This window comes from Acinetobacter sp. WCHAc060006, assembly GCF_004209135.1.
GTDB lineage: Bacteria > Pseudomonadota > Gammaproteobacteria > Pseudomonadales > Moraxellaceae > Acinetobacter > Acinetobacter cumulans.
Genome location: NZ_SGSS01000010.1, coordinates 1 through 16407, shown reverse-complemented (window position 1 = coordinate 16407; position 16407 = coordinate 1). Strand labels below are relative to the sequence as shown.

General features: G+C 37.7%; 15 protein-coding genes and 1 pseudogene. 6 read left to right on the top strand and 10 right to left on the bottom strand.

The window, feature by feature from the left end; all coding sequences use genetic code 11:
- Positions 1-554: 554 nt before the first annotated feature.
- On the bottom strand, positions 555-932 hold the full coding sequence (locus EXE29_RS07665) for an Mpo1-like protein (RefSeq protein WP_106986622.1): 378 nt from the start codon (positions 930-932) through the stop codon (positions 555-557).
- Positions 933-1246: 314 nt separating this feature from the next.
- Between EXE29_RS07665 and EXE29_RS07660 the strand changes: the two genes are divergently transcribed.
- Complete coding sequence (locus EXE29_RS07660) at positions 1247-2707, top strand: CYTH domain-containing protein (RefSeq protein ID WP_117006992.1); 1461 nt, start codon at positions 1247-1249, stop codon at positions 2705-2707.
- Between the two features lie 125 nt (positions 2708-2832).
- Here the strand turns inward: EXE29_RS07660 and EXE29_RS07655 are convergent, their stop codons facing one another.
- Positions 2833-3465 carry a hypothetical protein gene (locus EXE29_RS07655; RefSeq protein WP_117006993.1) on the bottom strand — a complete coding sequence of 211 codons (633 nt, stop codon included), beginning with the start codon at positions 3463-3465 and terminating at the stop codon, positions 2833-2835.
- A 110-nt stretch (positions 3466-3575) separates the two neighbouring features.
- On the opposite strand from EXE29_RS07655, the gene EXE29_RS07650 reads away from it, so the two are divergent.
- Both EXE29_RS07650 and EXE29_RS07645 read left to right on the top strand, forming a co-directional pair.
- On the top strand, positions 3576-3971 hold the full coding sequence (locus EXE29_RS07650; RefSeq protein WP_106986625.1) for a DUF3144 domain-containing protein: 396 nt from the start codon (positions 3576-3578) through the stop codon (positions 3969-3971).
- Positions 3972-4127: 156 nt separating this feature from the next.
- Complete coding sequence (locus tag EXE29_RS07645; RefSeq protein WP_120364385.1) at positions 4128-5192, top strand: amidohydrolase family protein; 1065 nt, start codon at positions 4128-4130, stop codon at positions 5190-5192.
- A gap of 122 nt (positions 5193-5314) precedes the next feature.
- Here EXE29_RS07645 and EXE29_RS07640 read toward each other — a convergent pair whose 3' ends face one another.
- Both EXE29_RS07640 and EXE29_RS07635 read right to left on the bottom strand, forming a co-directional pair.
- The gene (locus EXE29_RS07640) at positions 5315-8098 is read right to left on the bottom strand and encodes a M16 family metallopeptidase (RefSeq protein ID WP_120364384.1); all 2784 of its coding nucleotides are present in this window, start codon (positions 8096-8098) and stop codon (positions 5315-5317) included.
- 223 nt (positions 8099-8321) lie between these two features.
- Positions 8322-9158, bottom strand: a complete 837-nt coding sequence (locus tag EXE29_RS07635) for a PhzF family phenazine biosynthesis protein (protein ID WP_106986628.1) — start codon at positions 9156-9158, stop codon at positions 8322-8324.
- A 117-nt stretch (positions 9159-9275) separates the two neighbouring features.
- Here EXE29_RS07635 and EXE29_RS07630 point away from each other — a divergent pair, with 117 nt between their 5' ends.
- Positions 9276-9863: a flavin reductase family protein gene (locus EXE29_RS07630; protein ID WP_120364383.1), complete on the top strand. Its 588-nt coding sequence runs from the start codon at positions 9276-9278 to the stop codon at positions 9861-9863.
- A gap of 120 nt (positions 9864-9983) precedes the next feature.
- Here the strand turns inward: EXE29_RS07630 and EXE29_RS07625 are convergent, their stop codons facing one another.
- Both EXE29_RS07625 and EXE29_RS17725 read right to left on the bottom strand, forming a co-directional pair.
- Positions 9984-11456 carry an acyltransferase family protein gene (locus EXE29_RS07625; RefSeq protein ID WP_322898947.1) on the bottom strand — a complete coding sequence of 491 codons (1473 nt, stop codon included), beginning with the start codon at positions 11454-11456 and terminating at the stop codon, positions 9984-9986.
- A gap of 5 nt (positions 11457-11461) precedes the next feature.
- Positions 11462-11950, bottom strand: a complete 489-nt coding sequence (locus EXE29_RS17725; protein ID WP_252383546.1) for an acyltransferase family protein — start codon at positions 11948-11950, stop codon at positions 11462-11464.
- Between the two features lie 161 nt (positions 11951-12111).
- Between EXE29_RS17725 and gloB the strand changes: the two genes are divergently transcribed.
- Positions 12112-12843 (top strand): hydroxyacylglutathione hydrolase, encoded by a 732-nt coding sequence (gloB, locus tag EXE29_RS07620; RefSeq protein WP_120364382.1) that lies wholly within the window; start codon positions 12112-12114, stop codon positions 12841-12843.
- Between the two features lie 113 nt (positions 12844-12956).
- On the opposite strand, the pseudogene EXE29_RS07615 reads toward gloB, so the two are convergent.
- Positions 12957-13228, bottom strand: a pseudogene (locus EXE29_RS07615) (hypothetical protein).
- 493 nt (positions 13229-13721) lie between these two features.
- On the opposite strand from EXE29_RS07615, the gene EXE29_RS07610 reads away from it, so the two are divergent.
- Complete coding sequence (locus EXE29_RS07610) at positions 13722-13925, top strand: hypothetical protein (protein WP_106986633.1); 204 nt, start codon at positions 13722-13724, stop codon at positions 13923-13925.
- Between the two features lie 94 nt (positions 13926-14019).
- Here EXE29_RS07610 and EXE29_RS17825 read toward each other — a convergent pair whose 3' ends face one another.
- From EXE29_RS17825 to EXE29_RS07600, 3 genes are all read right to left on the bottom strand, one after another.
- Positions 14020-14148 carry a hypothetical protein gene (locus EXE29_RS17825; protein WP_256733458.1) on the bottom strand — a complete coding sequence of 43 codons (129 nt, stop codon included), beginning with the start codon at positions 14146-14148 and terminating at the stop codon, positions 14020-14022.
- A gap of 185 nt (positions 14149-14333) precedes the next feature.
- The gene (locus tag EXE29_RS07605) at positions 14334-14795 is read right to left on the bottom strand and encodes an NUDIX hydrolase (protein WP_120364381.1); all 462 of its coding nucleotides are present in this window, start codon (positions 14793-14795) and stop codon (positions 14334-14336) included.
- A gap of 111 nt (positions 14796-14906) precedes the next feature.
- Entirely contained in the window at positions 14907-15833 is a 927-nt protein-coding gene (locus EXE29_RS07600; RefSeq protein WP_120364380.1) for a phosphotransferase family protein, read from the bottom strand.
- Positions 15834-16407 lie beyond the last annotated feature (574 nt).

Here is a 16407-nt window from a genome sequence, read left to right as displayed (position 1 = left end):
GTGCACAGCAAGATTGACTGAGAAATTAAAAAAAAGATCTGTTTTTTACAAATAAGTGCTTTTAGGCACAAAAAATACCCAATTATAGGGATAGCGCCATGCCAATATTCACGCTTTAATAGCTTACACAACAACAGCAATAATATAAAAAAATCAGTACACTTTAAAAGAGAAACATACAGCGCAAATTGGATCTATAAGTGTTTCACCAAAAAACGTTTTGGGGAGCGTTGAAACACTTATAGATCCAACCTATTTTCATCTCATACTGCAGTTTTATAGTCCAAATCTAGTTAATCAATTCGGTTATATTTTATCTTTTGTTAAAATATTTTTATGCATAAAAAAAGCCTAGAGAAGGTCACTCTAGGCTTGGAAAACTTGTCATAGATTTAATGACTGACAATTATTAGAAGAATAACAGTAAAAATGCAATATGTGTATAACCCATTTTCGTATTACTGTTTTTTATTAGAGTTTTTTATCTAATTTATATTTATTCCTCACCAAATTTGACAACACAAGCTCAAATAACTTTCTTCACTTGTGTCATTTTAGCTTTCAATACGGTCATGGCGACGATCAATCAAGCTTAAATTACCTCGAATAATATCGCTTAGCATGCGCCAATCCGAAATAAAGCTGTACATAGGTTGCTTGAAACTGGCAGGCTTGTTGCGCTCAAATACAAAATGCCCTACCCATGCACATGCATAACCAGAAACCAGCCCATAAAGTACATACTTTGGACGTCTTTTAAGAATCGCTTTGGAGAAAAAATACAGTCCTATTGTACTGCCAGTGGCATGTAAACGACGACTGGTAATATTACGATGCTCAGTCAAATAAAAACGATAAAAATCTGAATATTTTCGAATGGGTAATTGAAATTCGGGCTCTTGCTCAAACTTGGGTTGTACCTGCGCATTCATTGCAACGTCCTAATTGTTTTCCTCCACCTGAGCTTAAATTTCAATCAATGAAAAGCCATTTCATGCTCGGCCTTCACTCTGAAATATTGCCTTTAGTTTTGATACAGGACATGAGGTTTTGTCCATACAAATTCAAAACAAATACGAAGTGATTTCGTGATCAAACAAAAAGGTCAAGTCTTACTTTGCACTGATTTTTAGTTACAATCGAGCCTGAAAAATTGAAAACACATTCAATTTCAGGTGCTTTTTCAGGCAATCTGACATTGTAAACAGCCCTTTCCAAATCGGTTGTTTTTATTTAGGACATAATCATGGTTGAAGTTGAATTAAAATTTCAGATTCCAGAAGCACGACGCGCAGCATTACTTAAAGCAATCGACCCAAAAAAATCAGAACAGATTCAACTTAAAGCCAAATATTTTGATACTGCCGATAAATTAATGGCACAACAACACGCAGCGATTCGCCAACGCTTAGAAGGAGATCGTTGGATACAAACGCTTAAAGCAGCTGGCAAAACCCATATTGAGCGCTTTGAACATAATCTTGATTTAGGTATACACGAAAATGCACCTGAGCTTGACTTGTCTGTTTATCAGCAACATACCGATGCCTTACAGGTACTAAAAAATGCGCTAGGCGATCAAGTTGATCAACTACAACTACAGTTTGAAACTGATATTCTGCGTACATGCCGTGTGATTCAATACGAAGATGCTGAAATAGAAGTTAGTCTAGATGTGGGCTGTATTCGTACTCAACATGCAGAAGAAATTGTGCATGAAGTCGAGTTTGAGTTAAAACAGGGTTCAATTCAGTCTTTACTGGCATTTTGCTTTGAATGGGTTAAAAAATATCAACTTTGGCTGGATGTTCGCAGTAAAGCTGAAATTGGAAATTTATTGGTTGCCTCGCAAGTGGTTAGCCCTGCGGTCGTTGCCAAAGACTTTGTACTAAGTAAAAAAGAACCTGCAAGCCAAAACTTAAAGACTTTGGTTGCACAGCAAATGCAACATTTACTGCCGAATATTGCGGCCATTTCTGCATCTGTTGCCACCCCTGAGCACATGCAAGAAGCTCGCACTGCCCTCAAACATTTACAATTAACCATTAGCTTATTTAAAGATTGGAACCCAGATGTTTCTGACAAATGGGGCTATCAATTAGAGGCTTTTAAGCAACAGTTTGACCAATTACAACACTTCGAACACATGCGCGATACGCTGGGTGCTTTTTTACAAAATCCAACGACTGCAGAGAATTTGGCCAAAGACATATTATATGCCAAAGAAAAACTCGGAAATTTGGTTAAATCGACCCTCAATGTGCATCATTATTTAGAACTGATGATGTTCAGCCTCAATGAAACCCAGCATGTACAAAGCCATGACTTAAAATGGTTTGCACACAACACATTGCAACAGCAATACAAGTTACTACAAGACAGTTTAAACCTTGCCGACATCACTGATTTTGAAAGCTTAGATGTGCTGGCTCGACATATTCAAGAGCTCAAATTTAGCTTCCCAATTTTAACCTCTATTTACGATGTAAAAAATCTACAGAAGTATGGTAAAGCACTGAATGATGCACAATTAGCAGCCCATGAATATCAGGTTTTATCTACATCTGCTCAATACATTCAACAAACTGAGCTAGAAGCCAGTGACTGGTTTGTACTCGGCTGGTTAACGGCGAAACAAGAAGTGTATGCACAGCGCCTACTGGAAGCGACTGAACAATTTTTAGTGAGTCGAAAATTAATTAAGTAAGTATTAAAGCAAAACATCTTTTGACCTTTCATAAAATAAGCAGGCGAATACCTGCCTATTTTATGAGCTAGATCGATAGTTATATCGCCCACTTGTATGGCGATTTTTTTAGGTCACTTAAGTGCTTAGCGATTCTTTCCAAATACCTTCCATGTGTTGTTATCTGCCAATGCATCTGAATAACTATCACTACGCTGCTTACGGGGTTTATCGCGTGCATCCACCAACTTAAAATCAGGCTCTACACTCAGCACAATACCATTCACATAGAAACGTGTTCGTGTGTAATCACTTTGCCCATGCTGAAAAACATAAGTTCTTAAATCAATAAATTCGCGATGCGCAACTAGTACTGCCGTATCATCACTGTCTAACCAACGACGCATCGCCAAGACCTGCTCTGCCTCATATTGGCCACATTTTTCAATCAAACTCGCAATACCACGAAAGCTTTTAGATTCTTTGGCTCTGGTTTTATTAATTCGTATACGGTCTACATGAAAATAAAACAGCGGTAGATTTAAATGACTGGGTAAATGAATGGCATCAATCAACTCATCCTCCATAAAAGGTTGAAACAGGTCTTGTGCTCTTTCAATGAGACCTGTCCATTGTTGATAGTATTCATCCACCTCTGCCTGAGTTCCATAATAAATCGGTAAGCCTTCTACATTGGCTAAATTTGCAGGTGGCCAAATGTTTTGACGTAATAAGGCAATATCACTTTTTAGACTTTGTACCGCTATGGCATCTTGCATAAAGCATCCATTTTATTGCTTAGGCTATTTTTAGATTAAGTCAAAGGTTTAGTTTCTGCAAGGCTTTGCCTATAATTAAGCTTTAAGATTTTAGATGTCAGGAAAAATTCATGGTTCAAAAGATTGATGCAACCGATGTAACCGAAGAAGAAGCGTTAAATGCGGCATTCTTTGAACGTGCAGATGAATTTATTAAACTCGCAAATGAATTTAGCCGTGTAGAAAAAGGCAGTGAAGAAAAACCTGCTGAAAAACGTGGCCAAATTAGTGCTGCTATGCTGTTTGGTACAGCGCGTTTTAATACGTGGGTGGCTGCCAACAACTTCAAAGATGGCAATGAAATGCGTGATGCCAAAGAGCAAGTGATGTCTTATGTGTTACAGCAATTCCAAATGATGCTTGAAGACAACTACGACGAATATTGCGACCAGTTTGAAAACTACCTACGCTTCCGTCATAACGAAGAATTCCATGCTAATAAGCATAACCACGATCATAATCACTAAGTGATCGAATAAAGCTCCCTCTTGGGAGCTTTATTGTTTTTGTCAGCGCCTCAAAGCTTTAAAAACACCCATTTGTCACTTTTTTATGATGTTTTGCTGTTTTATCGGCCCAGACCTTTTATATTAAAAATAGATTGCTACAAACAAAGGACAGTCATGCATCAGCTCGGTTTTTCAATAATTGATGCCCACATTCATCAATGGGACCCGTATCACACGCCCCATGCAGCCAAAATGGCTGTTAAGCTTTTGGGTAAGCATCCCTATTTACTCGACAAAATGATCCGTCTTGTACAACCCGATGACCTGATTGAAACTGTTGGCTTAACCCAACACGTGACAGCACCTTATTTACCCAAAAACTATAAAGCTGATCTTGGCCACTATGATGTAGATAAAGTTGTGCATGTTGAAGCCAATTGGCATCATCAAAAAGGCAAAGCGGTTGTGGCTGAAACGGAATTTGTTTCAGCATTGGACTTTCAAGCCCAGCATTTGACCTTGGCTGGCATTGTAGGTACTGCAGATCCACGTGATGCTAACTTTAAAAAAATTTTAAAACTACACCAAGCAGCATCACCGCTATTTCGTGGTATTCGTAAAATGGCGGCCTACCATGAAGACCCTAAAATTCATGCATGGACAGATGATCCGCATTTATATACCAATACAAAATTTATGAAGGGTTTTGAAGCCTTAGCTTCAATGAATCTAAGCTTTGATGCATGGGCATATTCCAGCCAACTACCTGACATTGTCCAATTGGCCAAAAGCTTTCCAGAAACATCTATTGTACTCGATCACTTTGGTACACCAGCAGGCCTTTTTGGCTCTGTGGGTTCACATACGGGATTAACCAAAACAGCGCGTGAAAATATTCTGTTCCATTGGCAAGAAGACATGGCTGAATTAGCAAGTTTGCCCAATGTTTACACCAAAATGTCTGGGCTATTTATGCCAATTTTGGGTCATCAATTTCATAAAGAAAAACGACTGGCCAGCAAAACTGAAGTATTTGATTTGGCTTATCCTTTAATTAGTCATGTTTTACAATGCTTTGGCCCTTATCGGATCATGTTTGCCTCAAACTTCCCAATGGATAGCGTCAGTACCAGTTTGGTCAATATTATTGATGCTTTTAGCGATGCTATAGCCGTATCACATCCAGAGGCTTTAAGCCTCATATTTCGTGATAATGCCAAACAGTTCTATCGCCTGTAAAACCATAATTGAAGTTTAGTTTGTGCTGTAGTCATTCAGACTCCCAATCACACATAAAGCACATTAGCAGTAGTAATAAAAAAGTGCCCTGAGGCGCTTTTTTATTGTTACTTTTTAGAAAATTAATCTTTCTTCAACGCTGAAGGTGGTTGATTAATGGTTTTACCATATTGGTCTGCCATTACCTCGACCAAGCCATCTAAATGAATATATTTTTGAATCACTGCATCAATATCTGCTTTGGTTAATTTTGCAATCGCCTGATCACGCTCTTCACGTTCAGCCAAAGTACGACCATGTTCCATTTGCGGAATAAGCATTGAATGGATACGGCGCTCATCTTCTAAAGCAGTGACACGCTTTTTCAGCATACTGGCTTTGGCCGCTTCAACTTCTTGTTCGGTCACACCTTTTGACAGCATTTCATTCAATACTTTATGTACTGCTTGAGACACTTGTGCCGACTTGCCCGCAGTATAGTTTGCCCCAATGCCCAAAGCACCTGAGTCTTTCCAACTACTGAAGTTTAAAGAGCTGTTAAAGCCATATACCAATGCATTCTTTTCACGTAGCTCTTGCGCTAAACGAGACGACAACTGCGAATCGCCTAAAATATGCCGGAAGACTTGTAATGCTGGCATATCTACATGATATGAACCTGCTGGAAAGGTCAATACTGCCTGATAACTACCAAATTCACGTTGCTCCGAAAGCACATGAACTTTTGTTGCGTTTAATGCAGTATAGTCCGACTCCAAACGCTCAAAAGGTTCTTTGGTTGACCATTGCGAGAATTCTTTTTTCAGCAATTTTTGCATATTTTTAGCATCAAAATCACCAGTGACTGCAATATTAACGCGCTGTGTTTTAAAGAACTGTTGATACAGTTGCATTACCTGCTCGCGAGTGGCGGACTCATACTGCTTTTTAACCAAATCAGGTTCAAAGTGATAGCGTAAATCACCCGGTTGATACTTTTCTAACATCCGTGACAAAGTCATACCTGCCACAGTATCTGGCTCTGTATATGGACGATCTAAACTTGAAATACTTTGTGATTTAATTAAATCAAACTGGCTTTGTTCAAAGGTTGGCGCTTTCACTACCGCCATAAAGTATTTAAAAAATTCGTCAAATTTTTCTTTTTTGGCCGAAATTTGCAAGCTTAGTCCATTCGAACTTGCACTCACTGAAGCACCACCACCACTTTCAATAATTTTATCCGTGATGTCTTGCAAGCTTTGCTCAGCCGATGCTCTAAATAGCAAGTATGCAGTCAGGTCTAATACCTCACCTTTATTCATCAGAGATTGCGCTGTACCAAAGTCCAAGGCAATCGTGGCATAGGTCTTATCATCACGTGTCTGTGTTGGGAACAGTGCGTATTGAATGCCATTTTTGAGTTTGCCACGCTGGATTTGTTGTTCTTTCGAAGTCAAATAACCTTTCGATTGTTCAACATATTGTTTTACCTCAGCCTGATAGGAAGCAACATCTTTTAAAGGCTCTTCCTTCGCTGTAGTTGCATCTAAGGTTTGAGCATACTCTGCCACCTTTTGTGTTTGGGCTTTTTTCTGATCTTCAGGCGTTGGTAAAATATTACCTACAATACGATTTTCAGGCACTAAAAATGCCTTATAGGTACGATTGACTTCGTCGACGGTCATTTTTTGCAAATCGTCTAAATCTTTAAAATATTTAGCCCAATTACCATCATAAGCCACATAATAATCACTAATACTTGTACCTATTGCCGATGCATTATTTTTAATGGAATCGGCCTGATTACGCGTCATCGCTTTTACCCGATTTAGCTCAGCATCATTAAATGCTTGAGTCTGTTCAACCCCTTTATTTAAAGTGGTTTGAACCTGTTGTGCATTTTGGTTTGGCGCATACACTGCACCCATGAACACCAAGTTAAAATCTCGGTCTAACCATGTACTTGACTGTACGGCGTTCGCAATTCCAGTTTCTACAACATCTTTATACAAATGGCCACTAGGTTGTAATGAATAAAGCACAGGAGATACAGATAAAGCTGTTGTAATCGCATCATCCGCGCCATTCAAATAAATATTGAATTTGGCTAAATCACTACCCTTTTGTACGCTAAATTCACGTTGTTTAATATCTTTACCACGAATGGTTGGCACTTTAGGTTGTGCAGGTACAGCTCGAGATGCAATTGGGCTAAATTGTGCATCGATTTGCTTCAATACTGCTTGTGCATCAAATTTACCAGACAGCACCATCACCGCGTTATTAGGCGCATACCAAGTACGATAAAATGAATTTAACTCTTGCATCTTGATCGATTGCAGTTCGTTTAAATCACCAATCGGCAAGCGTCCTAAATATTGATTGCCATAAGCTGATTTAAAAATTTGATCCATCAGCACAGAAAAAGGCTGATCTAGACGAATTTCACGTTCACGCTTCACAATGGCAATTTCTGAAGGGACATATTTTTCTTGTAAGACCAGCTTATCCATGCGCTCAGCTTCTAAATGAATAACTTCATTGAGTACGCTCTGCTCAGGACGAATTATATTGGTATATTTTGTTGAATAGTAATCTGTACTGGCATTGGTACCCAGAGTGTACTGATCTAAACGGCGCTGAAACTCTTCACCTTTAATATTTTGCGTACCCTTAAATGCCAAATGTTCTAATAGATGCGCCAAACCACCTTTACCTTGCGGATCATTCAATGAGCCCGTACGGTAAATCGTATTCATAAATACTTTATTTTCTTTATCATTCGGGGCAAGAATAATTCGAAAACCGTTGTCTAATGTATATTCTTGAATGTTATTGTCTGTTTTGATTAAAACAGGTTGTGCGAGCACTGCGCTAGTTGAAGCCAACAAAAAAAGCGACAGCGTGAGTTGTTTTAAACGCATATTTATTTATAAACCTTCATGTAACATTCAATTATTCTATGTTGCAATTATAAGAGAATGATTCTCATTTTATAGTGAATTTTATGTTATTTATTAAATTATTTTGTCTTTTAAGCACTTATCTTCCTGTTTGTATGCAGTAGCATCATTAGTTTGGACACATATCAACCATTCAGAAATAAATACAGCACTTAAAAGACCCACACTAAAATGTATATAACAATTAAACTTGATCTACATTAATCTCAGCTTGCATATATAACTTTGCATAACCCGCAATTTCAATCCGATCATTGTCCAACAAGGTGCAATATAATGCCCCACCACGTGCAGAAGCTTGATATGCAAGTAACGAATTTTTCAACAGTTTCTCTGCCCACAGAGGCGCAATTGCAGTATGAATTGAACCCGTCACAGGGTCTTCATTAATGCCATTGGCTGGAGCAAAATAACGTGATACGCAGTCATATTGTTCACCCAATGAGGTAATCGCAACATCAGTTGGCGATTGTAATTCAGATGCCGTAATCGCCGTGCGTATCTTCCCTAAGGTTTTAAGCAATTCTAAGTTGGGCTGTTCATCGAGCACATCTTGTACACTTTCATACTCCACAATATAAGCTTGGGCATTTAAATACACATTTTTAAAAGGCTTAGTGAGCGCTTGGCGTAATTCATCTGGGTATTCAGTCACCAGACTGGCTTTGCGCTGTGGAAAATTCATTTTAATTTTGCCATCTGCTTCTTGTTCCACAATAAAAATACCCAAATTTTTAACGTGAAAATAAATCTTTTTGGCTGATGTATAGTCTTTAAACAAGACAAAACTACTGGCTAAAGTTGCATGGCCACAAAAATCAACTTCTGTTGTGGGTGTAAACCACCGAATTTCAAAGTTTTCTGCATCTATCGACTTAACAAATGCCGTTTCAGATAAGTTATTTTCCAATGCAATATTTTGCATAAGCTCATCGCCGAGCCATTCATCCAATACCAATACCGCAGCTGGATTTCCTTTAAATAACGCATCTGTAAACGCGTCCACTTGATACATTTTCATGGTTTAAATTCCAAATAAACTGTCTGTATTTTATGAGCTTTTATGCATTCATATTGCCTAATATGCTATATGTTATGTAACAACCCGCTAAATTTTCGTCATCTATTTCTATAAATTATGAATGAGCTTAATTTACACCCACATTTACTCCCTGTCCCTTTAGAAAAGGCCTATCGCTTACTCAATCACGGCCCAACAGTTTTGGTTTCTGCGCAAGATCAAACGCATACAGGAGTCATGACAGCGGCCTGGGCCTGTCCAGTCGAGTTTAAGCCTGCCAAAGTTAGTGTAGTGCTCGATAAAAGCACCATGACCCGAAGCATCATTGAAAATTCTGGCCACTTTGTGTTGCAAGTTCCCAATTTAAAACAGCTTAAAATGGTTTATGCGCTGGGTATGATGAGCCAACACGATGCGCCTGAAAAACTACGCCAATGTGGCGTCAATTTATTTCATTTTCCACATTCAACCTTGCCCGCTGTTGACGGTTGCTCGGCATGGTTATTATGCAAACTTATTCCTGAACCGCACCATCAGCAACAACATGATTTGTTTATAGGTGAAGTGATTCATGCCTATGCAGATGAACGCATTTTTAAGGATGGCCATTGGTTATTTGATCAAGCTTCAGATGATTGGAAAAGCTTACATCATGTCGCTGGCGGTCATTTTTACACCATTGGTCAAGCCGTGTCAGTTGAATAACATAGTTTCGCAACACTTCTACAAATACAGCGCATATCTATGCTAGTGATTTGTTCGTATGCAATGCTTTCACGTTGGAATCAACGCGAAAGCTCAACCATAATCTTTTAAGTTTAAAATTTAGCGCCCCAAAGGATTCGGGTGTTGTTGTAAATACGCCCGACCCAATGCTTCTGAACCACGATAGTTTAAATGATTGTTGTCTTGATCACGGTATAACGCTACGCCCTGAATCGAAGCCGTACAATGACCGATTTTACATAGTGCCACTTTTGGATCAATCACTTTAAGCTGTGGGTAGCGCTGTTGTAACTGTTGCAATATCTGAGCAAATTGCTGCATTGCAGGATCCTGTTGCAAAGCAAAATCACAGCTTACATGACGACCCAAAGCCTCTGCACGCACAGGGCAATTTGCATGCATTCGTCCTGTAAGCGTCGGTGTATCCAAAATAATCATCACCTCATTGGCCGATTTGAATAAAATAGGCATCGCTTCATTCAAACTATTAAACATCAGTTGCGCTGCGCTGGCTTGTGGCAAATTATTCAGTCGATAGGTACGTAAGTAATTTTCAAAATAGCCCGCTAAAACAATTTGATTAAAGTGATGTGTCTGCAAATAATCAATGAGTGCATCATTACGTGCTCTAAATTTCGTGTCTAGAGTGAATCCCGTTTGATTCGGAATATATAAATCCACATGGGGCAAAAAGATTGTGGTGTCCTGTGTTGCATCATAACCTCGTAAGCCCGCATCTTTAGCCCATACATCTAACATGCCTGTAAAATGATTAGCATGTGAGTCACCAATCAACATAAAATCAATCTGTGGCTTATCTACACCCAATATACACTTTTGTGTAGGCGCTAGTTGGTTTGGTGCTAGGCCATTGTGGCATATACCACGGATCTCATGCGCATAGCTAATCAAGCCATCAGAATGTTGTTGAACACTGGCTTCAAATCGGTTTGGAAAGCCATTTTCTATCTCAACCAAATGAGCACTTGCGGTAATGGTTAGCGCTGGAATTAAAAAGCCAATCAGGATAACTTTTGTACTCGATGCCCGACTAAAACGGCGACAAGGCAGCTCAATCCAACGATAGCTCGCATAGGCCAACAGCACGGTACTCAATACAATCAGCACTTGATTGAGTACATTTAAACTTAATAAATAAATATTTAAAAATACGATGAGTGGCCAATGCCATAAATACATCGGATAAGAAATTTTGCCGATCCATGTACTCCATTTATGTACTAGCAAAGGATTTGCATGCACTGTCTGTCCGCCTGCATAAATAATCAGTGCTGTTGCCATGCATGGAATAAGGGCCATTAAACCAGGAAAATGGGTGCTATGCCCCATGCAAACTGCCGACACTAAAATGGTGATCAAACCTAACCAAACTAAATAGCTTGCCCATTTATCTTGCAATACATGTTTTGGTAAAAAACAAACCAATGCGCCAACCAACAGCTCAAATGCTCGAACTGGCATCGCAAAATAGGCTTTGGCGATATTCTGTTGCATTGCCATTTCAGCATTTATAATCAGTAATACAATCAGACTCAGGACAAGTCCTGACATCCATTTTATAGGAACACGTTTGAGTAAAACAATAAACACAAAGGCCAAAAAATATAAAACTGCTCTTCTACGCCTAAGTACCATAAGTGTAAAAGCGGAATTTGATCGGTGTTCAGACTAAAATAATCCCCCACTTCTTCACGCATGAACACATTGGCCATAAAGAAGATGGCGTAGTTCAGACTTTTAAAATATTTTTCCAGTTCATGCGGTAACATCAGCATACAACTGATCAACGTCACCACCAGCAACATACTGTGCAAGGCTGGTGCTAAACGTATAATACGTTTTTTATAAAAACTGCTGATACTAAACTGATGCTGTAGACTATCTTTAACCAAAATAGCCGTAATTAAATACCCAGAAATCACAAAAAAGACATCAACCCCAATATATCCCCCCGAAAATAAAGACAGACCAATATGATTAAAAATCACTAAACTCACGGCTAATGCGCGTAGTCCGTCAATGTCTTCACGGTAGGAAATACTCATGTAATTTTACTGGTTATAAATGACTCGCTATTTTAGAACTATCGCTTCCACATTCAATGTGTATTGCAAAAAAATTATGTATTTTTAGCGCAAATCCGCACATAAGTCGTTGCTAAAAACATGCTATGTTAAAGCATCTCTTTTATTCTTCGACCCGATAAATGACTTATAAAATTCACTGTATCGACGTTAAAAATCAATTACAAAACTATATATGGTTGCTTGAACATCAAGACAGCGCAGAAGTTGTGGCTATAGACCCAACAGAAGCTCATTTGGTTGAAGAATACTGTCAATTACACCAACTTAAATTGGCACAAATTTGGTTAACGCATTGGCATAAAGACCATATTGGCGGTGTACCTGAACTGGTTGCAACGCGTTCGATTCCAGTATTTGGCCCACGCGAAGAATTGTCCAAAATTCCATTTATTTCTAATGCGCTCATGCACGAACAAGTTATTGAATTTCATGATTTGAAGATTGAAATTATTGCTGTTCCAGGGCATACCTTAGGTCATATTGTCTATTTTATCGATGCACTTGATGCGGTATTTTGTGGCGACACGCTATTTGCCATGGGGTGTGGTCGCGTTTTTGAAGGCACACATCAGCAAATGTTTCACTCATTATCACGTTTGGCCGCCCTACCACCCCGAACAGAAGTCTATTGCACACATGAATATACCCTTTCAAATGCGCAATTTGCTTTGCATGTCGAGCCAAACAATATGGCCATTCAGCAGCGTGCCGAAGATGTAAAACGTAAACGGATGCTTGGTGAATGCACACTGCCTAGCCGTATTGACATAGAGTTAGAAACTAATCCATTTTTAAGAGCAGAGAGTGTTGAAGAATTTCAGCGTTTAAGGGAATTAAAAGATAACTTTTAAATAATGATTGTGAGCAACCATCTTCACCAGCTTTAACTTTACTTCAATTGGGTCAAGCCATCGACACAGCGTAATTTGAAAAAAAATCAGAGCACGCTGTGCTTGGTAAGTACTTATAAAATCTGATTGTTTTGTGTGTACAAGTCTAAGTCTGCTTGCGTCACTACACGCATGGCATGCATTTCATCTACACGCACCAACAGTAAACCGCTTAATGCAGGCTGGTAACGACGCGCACTGCCAAATGGCGTATAAGCAACAGTTGATTCAGTTGAAAAACCAGCCAATCTTCATGTCCTAACATAACCGCTACAGCTTGAAGGCCTTGCTGTTGCATCGCTTCAATCTGTACTTTTACCTGACTTTCAATTGTGGCTGTACTCATTTCTGCTCTCATATACACATGGATCTAAATAGTAGTGAAGTATAATGGCTTCCCACACAATCCATACAGTTTTGTATGGCTCAATGCTGAATAAAGCATCATTGCATATACAACTATACTGGCCTACTTGCTTCCTCCTAAATTTACATATCCGTTCCAAGCAATCAGTAAGGCGCATTTATCCTGCTAAATTTGACTCTTCTACGCTACAAAGGATTCATAATTACATTTATGTTTGCAGACCCAAGACAGCACACTAGACCATAGAAATTCTGCGCACTTAAACTTTTTAGTTAAACTTAATATATTTAGTTACATGATTAAAATATCTAAAAATATGAAGGATTTGTTTAATTCCTCTAATGCCAAAAACACATTATTCGATGAAAAAATATTCAAAATAAAATATTTTATATAAAACTAAGTCAACAGACCTTTAAAAATGATTTGGATGTCCCTATTAATATTTTTAAGATGAATATGGAGTTCGCTTGTGAAAAAAGTGGTTAAAGCAAAAAATCTAATCGCCTTCCGTCTATGGTTAGAAAAACTCGGCTACAACGTACGTAACTTGGCCGATGGTCGTGGTTTTACTTTCAGTTTCAAAAAAGAATATGGTTTAGTGACTTATGAACTTGCAGGAAATGCTTTAGCAATGCAATTAGGTGAAGAATTTGAGGATCATCTTAAGGCCTAAATCGCACTTAAAGCTCGCTCAACCATTTTTAAGTTGCATCAACAGCTCAATCAAATAAGGAAAGTTTGATCAGCCCAATTTTTTTTATTCTTTATTAAGCTTGGATTATTCCAAGCTTTTTTCTATTTAGCAGGCGTACATGGTATATGTTACCCTTTTCATTAGATGCTAAATCAAACAAGCTTAAATCTAAACCTAAGCTTAAAAATAAATACTTAGACATTTTTCTGCCTTAGGCTGAAATAAAACTATGGAACGTAGATCAAAAAACAGGTGCCATCCATGAATCATCATAAAAAATCCTTTCCCGTAAGCTGTTTACAGAAACAAATTTAACTAAGATACTGATACCTATTAATAAAATTCAAGAATTGCGTATAACGTGTATTATGTTAATTTTAGAAAATCTTAATTTTTGAATATTTGTGGAAAACTTCTAAAAAGAATATTTGGAATATCATTTGGAAAAACAGTTTCACTGGTTTCTCTTAAGTCTTCTAATTTCCACCAATTACTTTTACTAATAACTTTTTTTTCGTGATCACTCCAGTTATTAGTCTTAATCTCATCATCTTTAACGAAAATCACAAAAAATCTTTCATTAGAAATTACTATTTCAGAACTAGGTAATAGCATTTCAAAATTTCGTGTATCAACACATATTCCTACATCATCTCGAACTATACCTGTTTCTTCATATAATTCTCTACAAGCAGCTTGCTCAAAAGTTTCTCCATTTTCAACTCCCCCACCAACAGTAGCCCAGTATTTCTGCCCAGCTAAAGCATCATTTTCATGAAAAAATTGAAAAAGTAAAACTTCTAAATTTTCATTTATTATTAATAATCTTGAAGATTTTCTAACGCGCATTAAATTAAATTCTTTATAAATATTAATTCATAAATTATATACAGTTCTTAAATTAAATTTTATTCCCATTTAAAGTAATGGCGATTATACGAAATGACCGTGTAAATTCAGTCAAAGTGCTGCTAGCTCCTTTAACACAACGCTCAGCGTCCGAATTGCGGAAGCGCGAAAAATAGTATTAGTCCCATCAGAGGACGGATTTCTATCTGTCCAAGCAATCGCCGCAAGGCATTGTATGCCCACATAGAATAGAAAATTCACTTTAGGCACTCTCTGCTTATACGTACATCCCCAGCCATCTAAAAAAGCATTCCGTAATTCAAGATCAGAGAAATCTATTTCTACCCATACAATCTTCGCTAAATCATAGACAGCATCCCCAATACGAGCAGCATCAAAGTCTATAACACCCGAGATCTGATTTTTACTGTCTACTAGGATATTTCGGCCAATATAGTCACAGTGTAATAAAGTAAGCTGTGAAGGTTCGGATAAGGCTTTACTGTATTTGAGTAACTCATTTAATTGATAGCTAAACTCATGATAATCTAATGATAATGGATTCACGCGTGACATCCATTTAGAGATCATTAATTCTAACTGTTGACTCCATAATATCCGCTGTGTTGATAAGCCATCTCTATCTTGCCAGAATCTCATATTAAATAAGAAAGTCTCTGGAATTTCCCGATGAAGTTCCCCTAAATATCTGCCCGCGGCTTTAAAAAAATATATTTTCTGGTCCCGCGTACAATTCTTAAATATTTGATCGAATTGAGTTCCCTCTATAGCACTCATGACAAGGACAGAAGAACCATCCCATTCAAATTTATTTAATACCTTTGGCGTTAATGCGAAATTTTTGAGAGCTTCTAAAATTTCACAGTAACGATCGTTGGCCTCTCGGTTTTTTGCTATTTTGATAAAAACTTTTTCTTGAAAAAATTGCCCTTGATACACGGAAGATCCATTTCTCTGCGTAACCAAATTTAATGTCTTTTCTTGAATTTTATTCTTTAATTCATATAAATTTTTCATGCTACTCAATTTCTATTATTAATAAAATGATCATGACATAGTAGAAGTTATACCTATTTTACTTCTTTATTAAACATAATAGCTGTTATGCGAAATTAAAAAGCTTAGACTCATACCTAGGTTGTAAACTTTAATTCGTTAAAAAACGAAATATTGATAATAATTCTCAATTAAACGATTTAAATAAAATAATCAACGGATATAAATGTAGTTAAAAGCTGTTTTTTACTTAAAAAATATAAGCGGTATTCTATTTATTATTCTTTCTTATTCATGTTTAGCCTTTTCACCTGCAATCGTATTCGTTGCTATTTGGCTAATCATAGATATTTTTCTATTGCCGAAGTTTGTTAAGTCCGTAAACACTTTCAAATATAGCCTGATTTAACATCAAAGCTTTTTTATAAATATTTATACTCAACTCAATACATATCTCAGCTTTTAAAATGCACAACTACAAAAAATCGGCATTAAAAAAGGCAAGATGATTATCTCATCTTGCCTTCTGTATCTTGGTGGGGACGGAGAGACTCGAACTCTCACACCTTGCGGCGCTGGAACCTAAATCCAGTGC